The organism is Candidatus Marinarcus aquaticus (assembly GCF_004116335.1).
In the GTDB taxonomy this organism is placed as follows: Bacteria; Campylobacterota; Campylobacteria; order Campylobacterales; family Arcobacteraceae; genus Marinarcus; species Marinarcus aquaticus.
Map to the genome: position 1 here is coordinate 483622 of NZ_PDKN01000001.1, position 18122 is coordinate 501743.

21 protein-coding genes and 1 tRNA gene are annotated in these 18122 nt (G+C 35.9%); 11 read left to right on the top strand and 11 right to left on the bottom strand.

Going from position 1 to position 18122, the window contains the following annotated elements:
• Positions 1–20: 20 nt before the first annotated feature.
• The 5 genes from CRV04_RS02450 (at position 21) to CRV04_RS02470 (ending at position 4606) form a co-directional block, all read left to right on the top strand.
• The gene (locus tag CRV04_RS02450) at positions 21–1202 is read left to right on the top strand and encodes a murein transglycosylase domain-containing protein (protein ID WP_128995029.1); all 1182 of its coding nucleotides are present in this window, start codon (positions 21–23) and stop codon (positions 1200–1202) included.
• 111 nt (positions 1203–1313) lie between these two features.
• On the top strand, positions 1314–1643 hold the full coding sequence (locus CRV04_RS02455) for a hypothetical protein (protein WP_128995030.1): 330 nt from the start codon (positions 1314–1316) through the stop codon (positions 1641–1643).
• 57 nt (positions 1644–1700) lie between these two features.
• The gene (locus CRV04_RS02460) at positions 1701–2918 is read left to right on the top strand and encodes a DEAD/DEAH box helicase (protein ID WP_128995031.1); all 1218 of its coding nucleotides are present in this window, start codon (positions 1701–1703) and stop codon (positions 2916–2918) included.
• Positions 2919–2922: 4 nt separating this feature from the next.
• Complete coding sequence (locus CRV04_RS02465; RefSeq protein ID WP_128995032.1) at positions 2923–3180, top strand: GIY-YIG nuclease family protein; 258 nt, start codon at positions 2923–2925, stop codon at positions 3178–3180.
• A gap of 106 nt (positions 3181–3286) precedes the next feature.
• Entirely contained in the window at positions 3287–4606 is a 1320-nt protein-coding gene (locus tag CRV04_RS02470) for an MATE family efflux transporter (protein WP_128995033.1), read from the top strand.
• Between the two features lie 67 nt (positions 4607–4673).
• On the opposite strand, the gene CRV04_RS02475 is transcribed toward CRV04_RS02470, so the two are convergent.
• Positions 4674–5111 carry a hypothetical protein gene (locus CRV04_RS02475; protein ID WP_128995034.1) on the bottom strand — a complete coding sequence of 146 codons (438 nt, stop codon included), beginning with the start codon at positions 5109–5111 and terminating at the stop codon, positions 4674–4676.
• 289 nt (positions 5112–5400) lie between these two features.
• Here CRV04_RS02475 and CRV04_RS02480 point away from each other — a divergent pair, with 289 nt between their 5' ends.
• The 4 genes from CRV04_RS02480 (at position 5401) to CRV04_RS02495 (ending at position 8063) form a co-directional block, all read left to right on the top strand.
• The gene (locus CRV04_RS02480) at positions 5401–5895 is read left to right on the top strand and encodes an Lcl C-terminal domain-containing protein (RefSeq protein ID WP_128995035.1); all 495 of its coding nucleotides are present in this window, start codon (positions 5401–5403) and stop codon (positions 5893–5895) included.
• Positions 5896–5936: 41 nt separating this feature from the next.
• Positions 5937–6509 carry a hypothetical protein gene (locus CRV04_RS02485; protein WP_128995036.1) on the top strand — a complete coding sequence of 191 codons (573 nt, stop codon included), beginning with the start codon at positions 5937–5939 and terminating at the stop codon, positions 6507–6509.
• 142 nt (positions 6510–6651) lie between these two features.
• On the top strand, positions 6652–7428 hold the full coding sequence (locus CRV04_RS02490) for a class I SAM-dependent methyltransferase (protein WP_128995037.1): 777 nt from the start codon (positions 6652–6654) through the stop codon (positions 7426–7428).
• A 14-nt stretch (positions 7429–7442) separates the two neighbouring features.
• Positions 7443–8063: a LysE family translocator gene (locus tag CRV04_RS02495; RefSeq protein WP_228126446.1), complete on the top strand. Its 621-nt coding sequence runs from the start codon at positions 7443–7445 to the stop codon at positions 8061–8063.
• Here CRV04_RS02495 and CRV04_RS02500 read toward each other — a convergent pair whose 3' ends face one another.
• Entirely contained in the window at positions 8064–8447 is a 384-nt protein-coding gene (locus CRV04_RS02500; RefSeq protein WP_128995038.1) for a hypothetical protein, read from the bottom strand.
• Positions 8448–8554: 107 nt separating this feature from the next.
• On the opposite strand from CRV04_RS02500, the gene CRV04_RS02505 reads away from it, so the two are divergent.
• Positions 8555–8956 carry a DUF2391 family protein gene (locus tag CRV04_RS02505; RefSeq protein WP_128995039.1) on the top strand — a complete coding sequence of 134 codons (402 nt, stop codon included), beginning with the start codon at positions 8555–8557 and terminating at the stop codon, positions 8954–8956.
• A 2-nt stretch (positions 8957–8958) separates the two neighbouring features.
• Here the strand turns inward: CRV04_RS02505 and CRV04_RS02510 are convergent, their stop codons facing one another.
• Entirely contained in the window at positions 8959–9378 is a 420-nt protein-coding gene (locus tag CRV04_RS02510; protein ID WP_128995040.1) for an FKBP-type peptidyl-prolyl cis-trans isomerase, read from the bottom strand.
• 63 nt (positions 9379–9441) lie between these two features.
• Positions 9442–10827 (bottom strand): sodium:solute symporter family protein, encoded by a 1386-nt coding sequence (locus tag CRV04_RS02515; RefSeq protein ID WP_128995041.1) that lies wholly within the window; start codon positions 10825–10827, stop codon positions 9442–9444.
• A 143-nt stretch (positions 10828–10970) separates the two neighbouring features.
• Here CRV04_RS02515 and CRV04_RS02520 point away from each other — a divergent pair.
• Positions 10971–11046, top strand: a tRNA-Ala gene (locus CRV04_RS02520).
• 126 nt (positions 11047–11172) lie between these two features.
• Here the strand turns inward: CRV04_RS02520 and CRV04_RS02525 are convergent.
• From CRV04_RS02525 to CRV04_RS02555, 7 genes are read right to left on the bottom strand one after another with little or no spacing between them, the layout of a single operon-like run.
• A complete protein-coding gene (locus CRV04_RS02525) occupies positions 11173–11847 on the bottom strand; it encodes an energy transducer TonB (protein WP_128995042.1) in 675 nt (224 codons plus the stop codon).
• Positions 11844–12224 (bottom strand): biopolymer transporter ExbD, encoded by a 381-nt coding sequence (locus tag CRV04_RS02530; RefSeq protein ID WP_128995043.1) that lies wholly within the window; start codon positions 12222–12224, stop codon positions 11844–11846. Before CRV04_RS02530 ends, CRV04_RS02525 begins: the two co-directional genes overlap by 4 nt.
• On the bottom strand, positions 12214–12642 hold the full coding sequence (gene exbB / locus CRV04_RS02535) for a TonB-system energizer ExbB (RefSeq protein WP_128995044.1): 429 nt from the start codon (positions 12640–12642) through the stop codon (positions 12214–12216). Before exbB ends, CRV04_RS02530 begins: the two co-directional genes overlap by 11 nt.
• A complete protein-coding gene (locus CRV04_RS02540) occupies positions 12635–13108 on the bottom strand; it encodes a hypothetical protein (protein WP_128995045.1) in 474 nt (157 codons plus the stop codon). Before CRV04_RS02540 ends, exbB begins: the two co-directional genes overlap by 8 nt.
• Entirely contained in the window at positions 13105–14022 is a 918-nt protein-coding gene (locus CRV04_RS02545; protein WP_128995046.1) for an LLM class flavin-dependent oxidoreductase, read from the bottom strand. Before CRV04_RS02545 ends, CRV04_RS02540 begins: the two co-directional genes overlap by 4 nt.
• A 9-nt stretch (positions 14023–14031) precedes the next feature.
• Positions 14032–15969, bottom strand: a complete 1938-nt coding sequence (locus CRV04_RS02550; protein ID WP_128995047.1) for a TonB-dependent receptor plug domain-containing protein — start codon at positions 15967–15969, stop codon at positions 14032–14034.
• A gap of 24 nt (positions 15970–15993) precedes the next feature.
• Positions 15994–18072 (bottom strand): TonB-dependent receptor, encoded by a 2079-nt coding sequence (locus CRV04_RS02555; RefSeq protein WP_128995048.1) that lies wholly within the window; start codon positions 18070–18072, stop codon positions 15994–15996.
• Positions 18073–18122: the final 50 nt, after the last annotated feature.

Below are 18122 nucleotides of genomic sequence, written 5' to 3' on the forward strand. Positions count from 1 at the left end.
TCAAGGAGCAGTGAGCGTTAATGAGACGAAAATATCTACTATTGGGCGTTGTTCTTTTTCTTTTTGCAGGGTGTACTGCAGGAGAGATGCAATCTTTTGCAACCGCCGCTTTAAGCAAAGACCCTTCACAAGCTTTCAAAGTATTAGCTAAAAATAGAGCCATAAGTTATACCGCCAATCCCAAAAGACTTAAAAGTGACATACAAAGATTGGCCAACATCGATAAAGTATTTAAAGAGTTCATCAACAGTATCTCAAAAGAGTGGGGCGAAGAGAATGTTGAAGTGCCCAAACAAAAAGAGTATGTTAAATATATAGAGAACTATAAAAGCAGGGCGTTGATTGACTTTGACAATGGCATAGTTACAGTAGAAACACTTGAAGACAAAGAGCCTCAAAAGAGCCTTAAAAATGCCATTACCACCACTCTTTTGCTTCCTGATGATCCACGTGCAGTTGATTTGTTTGGGGCATCAAAAGTGAAACTGGGTGCTACTCCTTATCTTTTAGGGGAAGTCAAAGATGATCAAAATAAAAATATACGATATGAGTGGAGAGCTAAAAGATATGCAGATATTTTGCTAAAAAACAACTACAAACAAAAAACAATCACCAACAGTGGTAAAAAACAAACCGTCTCTTATGTTACGATTCCCATGGTAAAAGACCATGCCAATGTACGAGTGGCAAAGTTTAAACCCTATGTTCAAAAATATGCCAAACGCTTTAACGTGAGCGAAAACCTTGTGTATGCCATCATTCAAACAGAGAGCAACTTCAACCAGTTTGCAGTCAGTAACGTCGGAGCCATTGGCTTGATGCAAGTTGTGCCAAACAGTGCAGGGAAAGATGCATATCGACATGCGAAGGGAAAAAACATTACCCCTTCAAGAGACTATCTTTTTAACCCAGCCAATAACATAGAACTTGGCAGTGCCTATTTACAAATACTCAATGAAAAGTATCTTGATGCAATTCAAAACCCAATCTCACGAGAGTACTGTGTCATCAGTGCTTACAACACGGGAAGTGGAAATGTCTTAAAAACGTTTAGTTCCAACCGTACAACCGCAGCTAATATCATCAACCAAAAGAAACCATCCGAAGTGTATGAGATACTGCGAACCAAACTTCCATACACGGAGACCAGACGCTATTTGTATAAAGTGGTCAACTACAAAAAAGAGTTTGTCAATATCTAAAAGAGCAACGCTAAATTACAAACTGCAATATATTTTACTTCTTTTCTTGTTTTAAGCTATACTGTTTTAAATATAACAGAGGTTAGCCCCATTAAAACAAAGGAAAGAAACGTGAATGGAAACATAGAAGTCACCTACAAAGTTGTCAATCAAAATGATTTAAACCTAACAATAACACTGCAAGAGCTTTTGAAAAATGACAAAATCATCAAAGCTATTAAGTCAGAGTTTGCCAAAGGGTATCGAAACATTGAACTTAAAACAGACTCAGAACTCTCAGACAAATTCAGACTGGAAACCACCAAAGAGCACCACAGCTTCACCGTACAAAAAGATGATTTTGCAGATATTATGTCCTTAGCAGAAGAGGATGCCACAAGTAAAAAGCTGCTTAAAAAAGAGTGTCTGGTGGAATTGGTCGATATTAAAACGTTGGATTAAATCAACCCTGAAGTGAAAGTTCCCTACAATTCTTTTATTCAAATGACAGGAGTGGGTATGCCCTTTTCAAACCTTCAGCTTTCACCTTTTTTATTAGAAGCAATCACTGAGAGTGGTTACAGCAATCCCACCCCTATTCAAGAAAAAGTCATTCCACTTGTTCTAAAGGGCTGTGACATGATGGCACAAGCTCAAACAGGCAGTGGGAAAACGGCCTCTTTTGTTTTGCCCCTTATTGAAAGCATACTTAAAAACAAAGCCAAAGGAAAAGCAAAGATTAAAGCGTTGGTGTTAACTCCAACCAGAGAGCTCACTCTCCAAGTGGCACAGACATTTAAGATGTTTACACAAGATGTAAAGGTTGTGAGCATCATTGGTGGGGAGAGCATTGGTGAGCAACTGCTTGAGATACAAAAAGGGTGCGATGTGGTAGTAGCCACGTCAGGGCGTCTTTTAGATGTCTTAAGTAAAAAGCAGATGAACCTCTCCTTTTTAGACTTCTTTGTCTTAGATGAAGCCGATAAGATGTTAAATCAAGGTTTTTCTGAAGAGTTGGACAGTATTTTAGAGCAAATCCCAAGCAAACGTCAAAATCTGATGTTCTCTGCCACCTATCCACCTAAGATAGTCACTATTGCTCAAAAGATTTCTAAAAATGCTGTGAAAGTGAACATCGAAGATGAAACTCCAACCGTAGAGAACATCACTCAAAGAGTCATTGAAGTGAACAAAGCCAACCGAAGTGCACTTTTACGAAAGATTATTAAAGAGCAACAACTTAAAAGTGTGTTGGTGTTTATGTCTACAAAAAGAGCGAGTGAGAACATTGCTCAAAAGTTCAGAAATCATGGGTTTAAAGCCTACTCTTTTCATGGTGATTTAGAACAAGAGGAGCGAAATCTAACGCTTAGGGATTTTAAAAATGCAGACATCGAAATTCTTTTTGCAACCGATATTGCGGCACGAGGATTGCACATCGAAGATATTGCTTGCGTGGTGAACTTTGACTTGCCCCGTTCAGCTTCTGATTATATCCATAGAATTGGACGAACCGGACGATCAGGTAAAAAAGGATTGGCGATATCGTTTATTGATTATGATGATTTTGAACACTTTAAACTCATAGAAAAACGGTGCGAAGTGAAGCTTCAACGAGAACAAATAGAGGGTTTTGAACTGCAAGGAAGTGCCCCTGCAAAGAAAAAAGGCAGTGCTCCCGTAAAAGGGAAACGAAAAAGCAAAAAAGACAAACTGCGTGAAAAACAAGCAAAATAGTTCTATGTCTTACTACGTTTATATTTTAAAGTGTTGTGATGGAACTCTCTACACAGGCATTGCAAAAGATGTGCAAAAGCGTTTAGAAGAGCATAATTCAAGCCAAAAAGGTGCCAAGTATACTAAGGCCAGACGTCCCGTAAAACTGCTTTACAGTGAAAGCTCAAAGGACAGAAGCAGTGCTTCAAAACGTGAGTATGAAATTAAGAAGCTTTCACGAACTCAAAAGTGTGCACTGATTCAAAGAAGTGAATCTGTTTGATGACAAACTAGTAAAACGTAGGTTCATGAGACTTTAAGCCTGAAAACATATAATCCTTCATATCAGACAGTATTAAACCATCATTAAAAAAAATAAAAGAATTTATATGAACGTAACAAAAGCTAAAATATCATCTATTTTTTTTCAATATTCCATACCTTCAGTGTTGGGAATGTTGGCCATTTCATCTGCAAGTATTGTGGATGGTTTTTTTATAGGAAATTATGTCGGTAATCGTGGACTTGCTGCTATTAATATCAGTTTTCCTGTTTTCTCTTTTTTATTTGGTTTTGCATTGATGTTATCTGTGGGTAGTAGTGTTGTATCGGGCAAATTTATTGGTGAAGGGAAGCTTTACAATGCTTCGGTGGTTTTCAGTAAAACCATAATAAGTATCACTCTTTTTAGTTTTTTAACGTGTACGATTTTGTTTTTAAATATTGAGACCCTCTTGCATCTTTTGGGTGCCAATAAAGAGTTGACTCCCATTGCCATAGAGTATTTATCGGTTATGTTGATATTTATTCCTTTTTTGATGATTGGTGTGGTTTTAGACTATTTTGTAAGAGTCGATAACCGACCTAATCTTGCTTTTGTAGCTTTGCTTTTAAGTGCTCTTATTAATGTGGTTTTAGATTGGTTTATGATTGTCTATTTAGAAAAAGGCATCTTTGGGGCGGCATTGGCAACGGGGATTTCTCAGCTGACTTTGTTGGTCACTCTTTTACCTCACTTTTTTTCACAAAAAGCAACGTTACAGTTTGTAAAACCTGCGGGGAATTACATTCAAATCATCAAAGCGTGTTACAATGGAACATCAGAGTTTGTCAATGAAATCTCAGTAGGCATAACCACTTTGATTTTTAACTATGTGATGATACAAAATTTTGACATAGAAGGGATTGCTGCATTTACGGTGATTAATTATCTTTTAATGATTGGCATCATGATCAGTTTTGGTATCAGTGACTCTTTGCAACCCATTATCAGCAAAAACTTTGGTGCAAAAAAATATACAAGAATAGATGCGTTTTTAAAATTGGCGTTTAGGTCTACAAGTTTAGTGGGAGTCGTTATGATTGCGCTGTTGCTGTTTTTACCTGAAACCTTAGCCAATATCTTTTTAGAAGACAACAATCTTGGCACAAAACAAATTGTTTTAAACTTTACTCTTTTTATATGGGTGGCTTTTCTTTTTAACGGCAGAAACTTGGTCATTTCAGCATATTTAACAGCAATGCATAAACCTTTGGCTTCAATGCTTATAGCACTTTCTCGAAGTCTTGTTTTTCCTGTGATTTTTATTCTTACGCTCCCTTTTGCATTTGGTGATAATGGAATATTTATGGCCATTCCTTTGGCAGAAGCATTGACTTTTGTAATTGCAACTGTTTTATTAAGTCAGTCTCAAAAGTTTGGAAAATAAAAAATGAAGTTGAATGAGTGAGTTGTGCTCTCTCACCTATGAAAGGTAAGGGAGAGGCAAAGAGTGATTAAAGTTCAGTTTTGGCTAAGAGTGCTTTCATCAGTTCAGCTTTATTTTGTAGTTCAGCATAGCCATTATCTTTTATCCAGTTTTCAATAAACTCTGTTTTATGAGCGAGTTCTTTTTGTTTGTACGATTCTGCTTCTGCTTCTACGTCCCAATTTCCATTTTTATCAAAAAATAATTCTTGAGCATGAACACCCTCTATTATAATTTTGGCTGGTACCATTCTGTTAAAGATGTTATAAGTGAATCCATCAAGTGCGACGGATGTGGTAGGTGGAGGAGGGGACTTTTCAGTGCTTACAACATTCATTTTTTCTTCGAAGCCAGAGAGTTCTTTCGGTGTTTTGACATCAAGTTCCATGGGATTTTCTTCAGTGGTTACGACCTTACTAAAAAACCCCGTATTAAAACTATCAACGATATCGTTAATTGAAGACATAAGAGACTCCTTTTATTACATTGTTACAAAATTATAGCAAAATAAACTTAAATCAGATTTACAATCATCCATTTATAGGCACTTGAACAAAAAAGAAGTAAGGTAAAAACGTCACATATCTTTTAAATGTTGTCTAAAATGAGTGACTTTAAGTGCTTTATTTATACAATACAGATTTAATAAACAGTTCGCTTTAAAATAAAATCGACACCAAGAAAATCAAACAGGAAATACTCATGATTTACAAACAATCCCCTTTATACGCTCGTTTAAAAGTAAGCGTAAATAAATGAAACAAGTATTGTTTTTTTGCTTCATGTTAAACACACTGCTTTTATCCAAGTGTGATACCGTAGATAGATCACGTTTTACGCTTATGGGAGAACACGTATATGATAAAAAGACACAATTGACGTGGATGCGATGCAGTGTTGGCAGTCAATGGAAAGAGGGGATTGGTTGTCAACAGATGCCAAAACTCATGAGTTTTTATGAAGCAAAAGAGGTTGAAAGCCGTTTAAAAAGTCAATGGCGTATTCCCACAATCGAAGAGTTGGAAACTATTTTTCTTGTTCAGTGTGAAAAAGATGCAATAAACACAACACTCTTTCCTGATATAAAACGTTTAGAGAGTTTTGCACCTTATTGGAGTACTACATCTGTCAAACAATTGCCTTATTTAATCTATTATATTGATTTTATTGATAAAAACATAGATGCACACAGCAAAGGTTTTTCGATGTTCCTTCGTTTGGTCAAAAGCAATGAGTCCCATAAACAATGACTAAGTTACTTTGTCTTTTCTTTTTCGTTTGTAATCCTTATTTGTACGCGTACAGTGAGTTGTATGAATCAGATTTGTACTATTTAGATAAAAATGAAGTGCTGTTATATAAGATTTTAAATTGGTGGGGCATTGAATCTCATGAAGAGAGTACCGAGTTTTGTTTTAACAGTATTAAAGTCAGGAGCAATAAAACCCTTCAGGTAAGCTATGATACGCAATTAAAGACATTAAAAATAGATTCAAAAAAGAAGTTTGCGCATTTGCTCTCTGTTTTTGAGAACAAGCATGTGTATTTAAAAAATGAATACATCAATAGCAACTATTTTCAAAAAGTCAAAGCAGAAAATATTCAAAAAATCAATACGATGCATTTAAAAAATGTCACTGTGAATGAATATGAAAAAATCAAAAAAAATCAAAAGAATCTGGCTTTTGAACTTGAAGGTAAAGTGGCAGGATTACTCTCTGGCAGTGGTAAACTCTCGCTTCATAGAAACGGTGATTTTCTACGTTCATGTCCACACAAAGAGAAAGAGACATTTGATATTGTTTTTAAGCTTTTAAATATAAAAACAAAAGAAGTTGTGGCTCAATATCTTTTAAAAGAGTAAGGGAAATAAACAACTCTCAATTTTGATTTAAATGCGTATAAGTTAGAATTAAAAAGTTTGAACAATAATTGCCATAAAGAAACAGTGTAAGAGTGATTCAAAGATAAGTTAACAAATACAAACAAATATATAGGAACAAAAAATGGATTATTTAAATATCAACAAAGAAGCATGGAACAGTAGAACAAAAGTACATATAAAATCGAAGTTTTATGATATAGAAGCGTTTAAAAAAGGGAAATGCTCATTAAACCCGATAGAACTGAAACAACTAAGTGATGTCCAAGGAAAGTCTTTATTGCATCTGCAATGCCATTTTGGACAAGACAGTTTGTCTTGGGTCAGATTAGGAGCCCACGTTACGGGAGTAGATATCTCTTCTGAAGCCATAAAAGAGGCAAATGCACTCAAAGAGTCTTTGGGATTGGATGCCACTTTTATAGAAAGTGATGTCTGTACGTTTGGACAAAAGAATAAACAGCAATTTGATATTGTATTTACTTCGTATGGTGTGTTATCTTGGTTGGAAAACTTAAATGATTGGGCACAAACCATTGCCAATGCTTTAAAAACGGATGGGGAATTTCATCTAGTAGAGTTTCATCCCTTTTTTGATATCTTATCGGGCTATTCTTATTTTCCCAAGAGTACTCCTGATATTGAGCAAGAGGGTACGTATACAGAAAACTGCGATGGTACAGCCTCTGCGATTGTTACGTGGTCTCACTCATTGAGTGAAGTAACTACTGCTTTGATCAATGCAGGATTACGCATTGAGTCTTTTTGTGAGTACCCGTATAGTCCATATAATTGTTTTGAGGGCTTAGAGTTTGTACCAAATTTTGGGTATCAGATGTTACACAAAGGGCAACAGGTTCCTTTGGTGTACTCAATTAAAGCAAAGAGAGTTGCACATTAAATATTGAGGAGTTGATGATGGTTTCAATGCAGTTTTTACTCACTTCTTTGGTGGTGGTTCTTATCCCAGGTACGGGTGTATTATACACTGTATCAGCAGGTCTGTTTTTAGGTAAAAAAGCCAGTGTTTATGCTGCACTTGGTTGTACGTTTGGTATTGTTCCATCATTGCTTGCAAGTGTTTTGGGCTTAGCGGCTATTTTTCATACAAGTGTATTGGCGTTTCAAGTTATAAAATATCTGGGAGTGGTTTATTTGCTCTATCTTGCATGGATAATGTGGCGTTCATCCTCTTCTTTTGTTTTGGATGAAAACAGAAATAAAACCAACGGTGTCTCTATTGCTATAAAAGGTTTTTTAATTAATATATTAAACCCCAAACTCTCTGTTTTTTTTCTGGCTTTTCTCCCTCAATTTGTTTCAACAACTCAACAAGACCCACTTTGGGAGATGCTTTTGTTGGGAGCTATTTTTATGTTGATGACATTGGTTGTATTTATTGTGTATGGTTTTATGGCAGGTTATTTCAGTCAACTGCTTCTTCGTTCTGAAAAATTGACATCAGCTATTCAAAAGTTTTTTGCTGGCAGTTTTGCAGTGTTGGGGTTAAAGTTGGCTTTTAGCGAACATCGATGATCAGAGTGTATTAAAAGAGTTACATAGATCTGTTAGTTCGGACATGCTTTTTTTCTCTAACTGCTCAATTGTTTGTAAAAGTTCTTCTTTGGTTTGAAACTCATATTGTTGACAAATAGACTCAATCAGGGCGTATTTGCTCGCTTTGGAGTTTTCAATTTTCATTTGCTCTTGTTGTTTTAAAAGGCTGTTTCGTTGAGTGATGACTTTTTTAACGTATAAATCAACGGCTTTTGCATCAAGTTTGTTGTCAACGTTAAAGATCTCTACGTCGGATAATATCATCTCCACGTCAGTTTTGATGTTTTCATAATTCACATCTGTGTTTTTATGAATGAGTGCTTCGATTTGTTGTGTGATTCCTTCAAGTGCAGCTGTGATCATTGTACCCCTTGTTTTGTCTTTGAGCGTCTGATTTTATCATAAAACAAACCAAAATCTAAATGAGAAAGTGCTATGATAAATAAAATCTTATAAAGAAGTGAGCGTATATGTTAAAGAGTCTGCGATTTAATTTAGAAGACGCAAGTCAAATCATCATAGGTTCTTTTGCTTTAGCAATACCGATTTCATTTTCAGAAGAGGCATGGAGTTTAAGTGAATCCTTGCCTTTTTTTAATATCTTTTTACTCTTGCTGTTATCGTTTTGTTTTTTGAGTTTCTATGCGTATCAAAGTGTCTTTCAAGCCAACATTAAGTACAAACAAGTCGCTTTTATCTTCAGAGTCTTTATTGCGTATTTAATGGCTTGTGTGGTTGTGGCACTGATTTTGTTGGCCATCAATAAACTGCCGCTTATTGATGAGACAATGATTGCGATAAAACGTGTGATTATCATATCCATGCCAGCATCCATGGGTGCCATTATTGTGGATGGATTTGATAAAGAGTAGGGTTACTTGATTTTATCAATGGTGACTTTAAACAGTAAGTCACACCCTGCAAGTGGATGGTTGTAATCCACACTCACATCCTCTTTGGTTACATCAATAACCGTTGCTCGAACAGGTTCTGCATCTTCAGCCTCTCCTTCAAGTACCATGCCAATTTCTAAATCAATGCCTTCAAAATCCTCAATGGGAAGAATTTGTACGAGTGTTTCGTCGTAGTCACCATACGCTTCATTGGCAGGTACATTGATCTCTTTGGTTTCACCTTCATTCATGTTTTGAATTCTGTCTTCAAGTCCTGAGATGATTTGTCGTGTGCCATACACAAACTCAATGGGTGCAGTGTCAATATTGCTGTCTATTTTTTCTCCATTGACTTTGAGTTCATAATACATGCTTACAAGTTGATTCTCTTTGATTGCCATTAATTTCCTTTTCTCATAAAATATAACTATATCAAAATAGTCTTAAGCACAACACAAAAGCAGTTATACTGCTTGGACTCTTTGTTGTTTGGCCCCTTTTCTATCCACACTGAAAAAAACAATAAAGTTACACAAGGTACCTATAACCAGACCATTAATACCTAAAGGAGAACTTAACAGATAGTTCCAAATAACCACTCCCAGTATGCCTGCAATTGAACCTGCAAGAAAACGTAAACGACTCACTTTTAAGCCCAATAAAGCAGAAGCTAAAGGAACCAACACTGTTGGCGCCCAAAAGTTATAGGAGTAGATAAGTATGTCCAATACACTGTCAATTGATAATGCAAAAATAACTGCAACAAGTCCTACAAAAAGGGTAATATAACGTGCCATTTTCAGTTCAGTCTCTATTGTTAAAGGCACTTTTTTTATGGGTTTAATTAAATCATTACTAAAAGCAATCGCTGCAGAGTTTAAAAAAGAGTCAGCCGATGACATGATGATTGAAATAATGGCTGCTATGACAATACCTTGAAGCAAAGGATTCAGTGAGTTTTGTATCACATATGGCATGGCAAGGTTTGCGTTGAGTTCAGGATTCATGGCAAGCGCAATCAGACCAATCAGTCCCGTCATTGCAAAAAAAGGAATCGAAAAAAGACCACTTAACAGTGTTCCTTGAGAGACCTTTTTTATCTCTTTCCCAATAAGCAATCGTTGTAAATAGGGTGGTACGAGGGTCTCTCCCAATAAAAAGGTTAAAAAAAAAGAGATTAAAATGAGAATACTATGTAGGTCTGTAGGCAGAGTAAGTCGTGCTTCTGGAACAGTTGCTTGTAGTACTTTCCATCCTCCCACACTCTCTAATCCAAAGTACAAAACCAAAGGCATCCCCACCGCTAAAACAATAAATTGAATAATATCGGTCCAAACAACGGCTTTCATTCCACCAATGGTGGCATAGATGATGACAATACTCATACCAATTAAAATACCATAGGTTTTGTCAATGCCTAAGAAAAGATTGAAAATATACCCAATGGCACCAATTTGTGCGCCTAAAATACCCGCACATAAAATAAACCCAAAAACACCACTGAATATTCTGGCCTCTTTCCCATATGCTGGTTCCATGATGTCACCTACTGAGATGGCATGTTCATAGTGTTGCATATTGGGCGCAATGTATTTTGCTACAAGGATCTCTTTGAGACTAAAACCCCAAAGTGCGATTATGTTTGATACTCCAACTAAAAATACTTTTTCAGCATTTCCCATTGAAAAGCCACCACCAATAAAAGAGGCACTCAATGTTGCAAAAATAGCAAGTGTACCAAATGATTTTCCTGCAACAGCATACTCTTTCATCCCTTTTATGTTTTGTCCGGCTTTGAGACCAACCAATAACACAACAAACAAGTAGACTCCAATGATGGCATTTTGCATAACAGACCTTTATTATAGTTAAGTCAATTGTTACATAATTATGATAAAAGTAAGTAATGAGAACTATTATTTTTTTTAAATAATAGAAATTTTTTTCATTTCAAGCAAAAACAATAATTTATTTGCTATAATTTCATCTCTTTGGGGACGTAGCTCAGCTGGGAGAGCACAACGCTGGCAGCGTTGGGGTCGTCGGTTCGAACCCGATCGTCTCCACCATCATATCGACCTTTGTTACACTTTTTCCTGTTTTCTTTGGGTAACGCTATGGTAACGAAAATAGACAATCTCTTTTTTAGCCTTAATATTATCATCACTACACATATTTTTTTAAACTAATAAAAACTATTCCAAGTAGTAATTAAAAGGTATACTGAGTGTTATGGGTTTTTCTGGTCGCATAAATTCTTTAGATGCCTGTTTTAAAATCTCTATACTGTTCTCATTTAATATCTTAAAAGGTGAAGCTTCTAAGAGTTGAATATTTGAGATGGTGCCATCAGTATGAATATGAACTTGAAGTAAAACTTTTCCTTCATATCCTCTTTTTTTTGCGATGTACGGATAGTTTTTGTACTTTTTAATGGCAGCAATGATTTGTGCCAGATTATTTTTGATGTACTGTTGTTGGTAACTCTCACCGCTTTTGACTCGCTTTTGACTCTCCTCTTGTTTTTTGAGTTGTTGTTGAGGCTTGATATTTTTAGGTTCAGGTTTCTTCTTTAAATCTTCTTTTTTCAAGGGTTGCTTCTCTTCACTCTTTTTAAGCTCTTTTTTGTTGGCTTTCTTTTTAGGTTTAATCTTTTTTTGTTCAACTTGTTTGATTCGTTTTTTGCTATTGGTATGCTCTTTTTTCTCTTTCACTTTTTTAATTTGAGTGTTTTTATGAATCATACTCATGTCAATGACTACCAGATTTTTTTTCTCAAGAGATTGCTTCTCCCATTGAATGAAAGTTGCAAAGAGTGAGACATGAATAAATAGTGAGATAATAAAGGCTTTAATGGTACGTGAATTCATCGTTTTAACTCTGTGATAATCGATATTTTCTCTAATTTTAAGAGCTTAAATAAATCAATGATTTGTACAAAGGTTTTAAAAGGCGTATTTTCATCCGCTTTTAAAGAGAGTGGAGTCTGCTTTTCAAGTTGGGCAAGTTCTCTCTTGAGCTCATCTAAACTGAGGATATGTTTATCAAAATAGATGACACCTTTAGCATCAATTAGGATATCACGCATCTTCAGTTTGCTTGTTTGAGTCGAAGTTGCATTGGGCAATTTTAAGTCAATTTTTCCTTGTGCAATAAACGTAGAGAATGTTAACACAATCGCTAAGAGTACAAGCATGATGTCAATAAAAGGGATGACATTCATGGAATCAAACTTTTTAAGACGCATGCAAATCTTCCCAAGTCGTCATAAGCACTTCTACTTTACGTGCCAAACCGTTATAAATAACTGTGGCAAAAATTGCGACTAAAATCCCTATTGCTGTTGCTTTAAGTGCCAAAGCCAAGCCCATCATCACACTGTTGGTATCAAAGGTGCTGTTTTCTGAGATTTTATAAAAAGTAATCATGATTCCACACACCGTTCCAAACAGTCCTACATACGGAGCATTGGATGCAATCGTTGAGATGGTGGTAAGGTTATTGGTTAAAGAGTTTTCTAATTCCCCCTTTTTTTTAAAAGATGAGACATCTAATGTGTTTAAATAGAAGTATCTCTCCAGTGCAAACCAAAGTGTTATAAAACTCATAAAAGCTAAAACTCCTATGATACTGTACTCTACATAGAGTTTAATAGAATCAATCATTGTGTGTCCTTTTGAGGTACTGCACTTGTATGTTTTCCAGTGCGTAAACATGACGTGGACCTGTTAAAAAGTCTTTTTGTGAATAGAGTGAGAAGCTCTCATTTTCATACACCACAATCACACTGTTACCAATGTCGGTATTAAAGAGTTCATTGTAACTGAATGCTACGGCATAATTATCCATGGCTGTAGTTAAAATGCTGACTTGGTTTAACTTCTTTTTGCTTTGAATATCGATGCCTGCTTTTTGTAGAAGTTGCATCAATAAAACGCCACTCACTTTTTTAGGTTCTTGTTTGACTTCTCCTGAACTACATACCACATCTACCTCTTTGAGTTGGGTTTGAGGCAGTTTAAAAAAGCTCTCTTTATTAAGTTCAAATTTATGTTTAACCACACCATCAACGCTTAACGTTGCACTAAAAGCCCAAAGGGCTAATAAGAAAAATGTAAAAATCAGTTTCATAGTAATACTCCTAAAGTTTTTTCAATATCATTAGTATTGAGTTTATTCATAACAGGACGCAAAATAATATGCTCTACGCCCAGAGATTTTAAGTGATTTATTTTGCTGTGAATTTCATCAATGCTTCCAATCAAACTCTCTTCAAAAATGACTTCATTGAGTTGCTTTGGCTCATGGTTAGGATTAAACTGAGCAACCAAGGCTCGGTTTTTGTCAGTTTGTTCTTTGATACTTTGTATCACTGTTTGTTTATCATGGGTAGGACAAAATATGCGTGCTAATATAATTTTTGGTTTTTTATTGTGTAGATGAAAGAGCTTATAGGTTAAAATCATCTGTTGAATTTCATCCAAACTCCATTTATGTCCAGCCATTAAAGGCAAATCATGTAAAGCGGCATACTGTATTACATCATCATTTAAAGAAGCTACGGAGAACTCTATGGGATGGTTGACTTGAGGTGAAAGTGTGAAAGCCTTGGTTTGATAATGTACCTTTTCATTTCGTAATATGGGTTGGATGGTATTTAAATTTTGTAACATGAAGTGTCGAGCACTCTGTTCTGTGAGGTTTAAATGTGAATTTTTAACTTCACTTCTCCCTCCCTTTGCTACACCTATATGAATCTTTCTTTGTGCAAGATGACTCAACATCGATATGTTTTCTGCTGTGTAAACAGGATCATAAAACCCCAAGAGTAAAGTAGCAACACCCAACTCTTTTTGAGTATGTTGTATTAAATGGTTAAGTATCATCAATGGCGCAGAGTTGACTCTCATAGGATGATAGTGATGCTCTGTGACCCAAACTCTTTCAATCACCTTATCAAAGAGTTTGATAAGGTTGATTTGTTTGTTCAAAGTGGATTGGAGATTTTCTTGATGTTCAAATAGTAACAGCAGTCCGTAGGTCATACCTCTCCTTTAGAATGAGTATTTTAAATTGGCAAAGAACTCTCGACCTGGTTCTGGAAAACCTGCATCAAATTCATAATCTTTGTCAAATAGGTTTTTTACACCCGCTTCAAAAGAGATATCTTTATAGTCAAACATCAGTTTAGTATCTACGCGAGTAAATGCTTCAGTTTTGTAGTAGACATCATTATTTTGTGAGTATTGTCCAGTTTGATACGTTGCATTGGCATAGTAAGCTAAATTATCCATGATGTTATATTTGAAATATGCAAATGCAGAGTGTTTTGGAATCCCCATACGTTTGAAATCTGAGTCTTGTTTGTTTTTGATTTTCATGTAGGTGTAGTTACCTCCAAACTCTGCTTGCTCTAAGTAGTAACTTACTTCAAGTTCAACCCCAGTGTGTCTGAAATCACCTACATTTTGATTTTGCTCCAGTGTTCCAACATTGACACTCTCAATTGCATCATCCACTTCGATTAAAAAAAGATTGGTTTTAAAGTGAAAGTTAGGTGTCAGTCGATTGGCATAAGAAAGCTCATAGTGTGTCGCTTTCTCTGCTTCTAAATCAGAGTTTGGAAGTGCTCTTCCCAGTCGTCTTGAATATCGCTCTTTCATGGTTGGTAAGTGTGTTTTACGAGCTACTGTGAAGCTTGTTTTTTGTTTTTTATCAATATCATAAAAGAGTCCAACTTGTGGGTTCAAGCTTGATTCACTGCTCCCCATATCAACTGGTGCCGTATTTGAATCCCACAACTTTTTAGGTTTCAAACGGTCATAACTTATTCCAGCAACAAGATTCAGACTATCACTGATACTGTATATATCTTCAAGTGCAACAGAGAAAGTTTCATCATCATATTCTTCATCAATGGCACCATCATCATACGCTCTGTGAACATCTTTTTTATATGTTACAGACGTTTTGATTTCATTAGAGACAAACTTGGTTCCAAATTCAACAGAACCACCGACACTGTAATCATCATAGTTACTGTCAAATGATGAATTTCGCGTCTGGGTAGAATAAGTCGCATCATCATAACTTTGTAGAGCGTTCTTATACCAATCTTTATACAAACGCGTTTTTAAATAACTGTTGTCAAACTGATGATTTGAAAGAAAGTAGATACTCTCTCTGTCCCAATATGGCCAATCCCAATATTTGTCTCGACTGTATTTTAAATCGCTCACGTGTGGTTGCTCTTTTTTTCCGTGTTGTTTTGAATAAACAAGCGCATATTCACTGTTATCTGTAGGTGTAATTCCTAACTTGATGCTTCCTTTGACGTCACTTGAACTTGAATTCTCACGTTGGTCATTGTCTTGTTGTGAAGTTGTGTCAAAATCTTTGGAGACATTAAAGTGGTGACGGTCTCTTATACTTCCAGAGAGTTGTAAGTAGAAGTCTTTTTGTTTGGTTCCTAAATTCACTGATGTAGTGTGGGCACTTCGGCTCCAATCATCATCATAGGTGATTCCCATGCTGATGTCTCCTTCAAACTCTTTTGTTGGACGTTTTGAGACTAAGTTGATCACTCCTGCCATGGTATTGGCACCATAAGTCACAGATGAAAATCCTTTTTCAATGCTGATTTTTGATAAATCTGCTGTTAAAAACCGAGAGTAATCAAAGTTTCCATCATACGGTACAGAAATAGGAATTCCATCCATGTAGACACTCACTCGTCTGGAATCAAAACCACGAATGGAGATAGTGGATTCATTTCGTCCCCCAAGATTTGATAAAAATACTCCTGAAGCACTCTCTAAACTTTCAGAGATATCCTCATGTGAGTGAAGCTCAAAGTCTTCACTGTAAAGCTCTACACTATTTTGAAGCTCAATATTATCACTGATATCGATCTCTCCCAGTCTGAATTGTTCACTCTCGTTTGCATATAACAACGAGGCCAAACAGATAGAACAAAATATTGTTTTTTTCATACGTTTCTCCTTTTTTTGATAAATTTAAAATGATACATGAAGTGCAATCGCACCATTAATTCCTACTTCATTTGGCAGATAATAACTGGTTGAAGAGACTTTGCTTAAGTGCTCTCTGTAACGTTTGTCAAAGATATTGTTCAGTTCAAATGCCAGCGTAGCTTCTTTAAAAAGACCTACTTTGCCAAACGCATAACTGAGTGAAAAATCGGTCAGCCCATAACCCGAAGTTTCAACCTCTCCATTGACGGAAGAGACTTTATTTTGATTATCAACCAATTCTTGTTTAATTTCCCAACTCAGACCTATTTTTTGACGTTGAGCCAGAGATAATGTGAGCTTTTGAGGAGTGATATATGCCAATGGTTCATTGTGCTCTTTATTTTTCCCTCGTGTATAGGTATAGGCTGCTTCCGCAAAGATATTCTCAAATACTTCAAATCCCATCATTAACTCAGCACCATAAATAACTGCTTCATCTAAATTAATAAATTGTTTAATCGGTAAGTTTGTACTATTGGTCACATAACCTGTATTGACCAATTCAATATAGTCTTTATATTTTTGATAGTATGCTGCAGTGGTATAGTAGAATTTCCCCATTTGACCATCTGCACCTATGTCTGCACCATAAACCTCTTCATTGTCTAAATCTTGGTTAGGGACTTGTGTTCCCATGTTGGGATTGTTTCCATACTGTTCATTAAAATAGGGTGTTCGAGTGGCATTTGATATTTTCAAGTAGGGAGTAAAAGCAGGGGATACTTCATATCCAATCGTTGCACTCAATGACAGAAGGTCATCTTTTTCATTGGTATTTTCTCGTACAATCTCACCTAAAAGTGCAGCAGGCACTCGTCCATCTGCAATGAATTTAGAACTGTTGATATTTGACGTGACATCTCTTTTGACTCGTTCATATCCTGCAGCGACATTAACAAAGAGTTTGTCCAATTGTATGTCATCTGATAAAGAGAGCATTTGTGATTTTATTTCACCTTCTGTGATACCAAAAGCACTTTGCCAAGGTGTCCAGCTTCCAGCTTGAAATCGTCTGACACCGTTGGAAATATACATATCTGAGTAGCTGGCTGAAAATCCTAACAGATGATGGTCTAAGGCTTTTTGGGCAGAGAGTTTAACCCCATGTGTATCGCTGTCTCTGAAGAGTTGTTGTTGATCCTTAATGGCATCTTCTCGTTCAATAAAGTAGTCATAATGCATTTGATTTTTAAAGTATTGAATGTCAATATTGATTAAGCCTGCAAATTGCTCTTTTTTAAAGCCCAAGAAGTAGCTTTTTCCTTCATCATTAGGACGACTGGTATAGGTCCACAAATCAGAAGCTGCATTATAAGCTCTTGTATAAGGGTCTTGAGAATCTGCTTTATCTCTCATATAACGTGCATACACATAACTGTCTTCAGAAGTCTTTACGGACATTGAGGCATTGAAGTTATTGGTATCATAGAGTGAATGAAGAACTTCATCCCCATTTCCATCTTCATAGTTAGCGTAATCATTTATACCACCACTCACTGAAAAGTTAAAGGTGTCATTGTATAAAGAGGCACCCATGGTAGTGGTATAACCATCTTTTGATAGAAATGATTGTTTCCCATTTAAAAACCCTGAGAGTTCGAGTTCTTTTTTATCACTGAAAGTAGGTTCTTTAAACTTTACAACCACAGCACCACTCATGGCACCCATACCAAGCTTGGCACCATTAGCTCCTCTGTAGACTTCTATATCTGCAATATCTGTCAGACCAAACAAGTTTGTAGAGTCATCATGTCCAGCATTCAAACGCATCCCTTCAATAAACACAGGTACACCTTTGTTTCCTCGACCACGAATATAGGGTTCAGATTCATACTCACTTGATTTTTTAAAATCAACATAAAACTCTTTTTTAAGTGCATCATTCATCGAGAGAGGTTTTACGGCTTCCTCTTTAAGTGTGATGGTCTTTTTCTCATCACTTAATCTGTTTACATTGATCAGTTGGTTTTCACTGATGTCAATCTCTTCTATGTGTACATCTTGTGCAAAAGTTGCACTAATACAGACTTGAGTCACTATTAGTGATAGTTTTAATTTCATTTACTCTCCTTTAATTTTTCTTTATATATTTTTTTATATAACGCATGGCA

Bases quoted from the DNA above. Each gene is read 5' to 3' on its own strand.
- CRV04_RS02480 (WP_128995035.1), top strand. From the start codon at position 5,401: ATGAAACAAGTATTGTTTTTTTGCTTCATGTTAAACACACTGCTTTTA.
- CRV04_RS02550 (WP_128995047.1), bottom strand. From the start codon at position 15,969: ATGAAAAAAACAATATTTTGTTCTATCTGTTTGGCCTCGTTGTTATAT.
- CRV04_RS02510 (WP_128995040.1), bottom strand. From the start codon at position 9,378: ATGGCAATCAAAGAGAATCAACTTGTAAGCATGTATTATGAACTCAAA.
- CRV04_RS02545 (WP_128995046.1), bottom strand. From the start codon at position 14,022: ATGACCTACGGACTGCTGTTACTATTTGAACATCAAGAAAATCTCCAA.
- CRV04_RS02515 (WP_128995041.1), bottom strand. From the start codon at position 10,827: ATGCAAAATGCCATCATTGGAGTCTACTTGTTTGTTGTGTTATTGGTT.
- CRV04_RS02555 (WP_128995048.1), bottom strand. From the start codon at position 18,072: ATGAAATTAAAACTATCACTAATAGTGACTCAAGTCTGTATTAGTGCA.
- exbB (WP_128995044.1), bottom strand. From the start codon at position 12,642: ATGATTGATTCTATTAAACTCTATGTAGAGTACAGTATCATAGGAGTT.
- CRV04_RS02490 (WP_128995037.1), top strand. From the start codon at position 6,652: ATGGATTATTTAAATATCAACAAAGAAGCATGGAACAGTAGAACAAAA.
- CRV04_RS02495 (WP_228126446.1), top strand. From the start codon at position 7,443: ATGATGGTTTCAATGCAGTTTTTACTCACTTCTTTGGTGGTGGTTCTT.
- CRV04_RS02525 (WP_128995042.1), bottom strand. From the start codon at position 11,847: ATGAATTCACGTACCATTAAAGCCTTTATTATCTCACTATTTATTCAT.
- CRV04_RS02460 (WP_128995031.1), top strand. From the start codon at position 1,701: ATGCCCTTTTCAAACCTTCAGCTTTCACCTTTTTTATTAGAAGCAATC.
- CRV04_RS02450 (WP_128995029.1), top strand. From the start codon at position 21: ATGAGACGAAAATATCTACTATTGGGCGTTGTTCTTTTTCTTTTTGCA.
- CRV04_RS02505 (WP_128995039.1), top strand. From the start codon at position 8,555: ATGTTAAAGAGTCTGCGATTTAATTTAGAAGACGCAAGTCAAATCATC.
- CRV04_RS02500 (WP_128995038.1), bottom strand. From the start codon at position 8,447: ATGATCACAGCTGCACTTGAAGGAATCACACAACAAATCGAAGCACTC.
- CRV04_RS02540 (WP_128995045.1), bottom strand. From the start codon at position 13,108: ATGAAACTGATTTTTACATTTTTCTTATTAGCCCTTTGGGCTTTTAGT.
- CRV04_RS02475 (WP_128995034.1), bottom strand. From the start codon at position 5,111: ATGTCTTCAATTAACGATATCGTTGATAGTTTTAATACGGGGTTTTTT.
- CRV04_RS02530 (WP_128995043.1), bottom strand. From the start codon at position 12,224: ATGCGTCTTAAAAAGTTTGATTCCATGAATGTCATCCCTTTTATTGAC.
- CRV04_RS02470 (WP_128995033.1), top strand. From the start codon at position 3,287: ATGAACGTAACAAAAGCTAAAATATCATCTATTTTTTTTCAATATTCC.
- CRV04_RS02465 (WP_128995032.1), top strand. From the start codon at position 2,923: ATGTCTTACTACGTTTATATTTTAAAGTGTTGTGATGGAACTCTCTAC.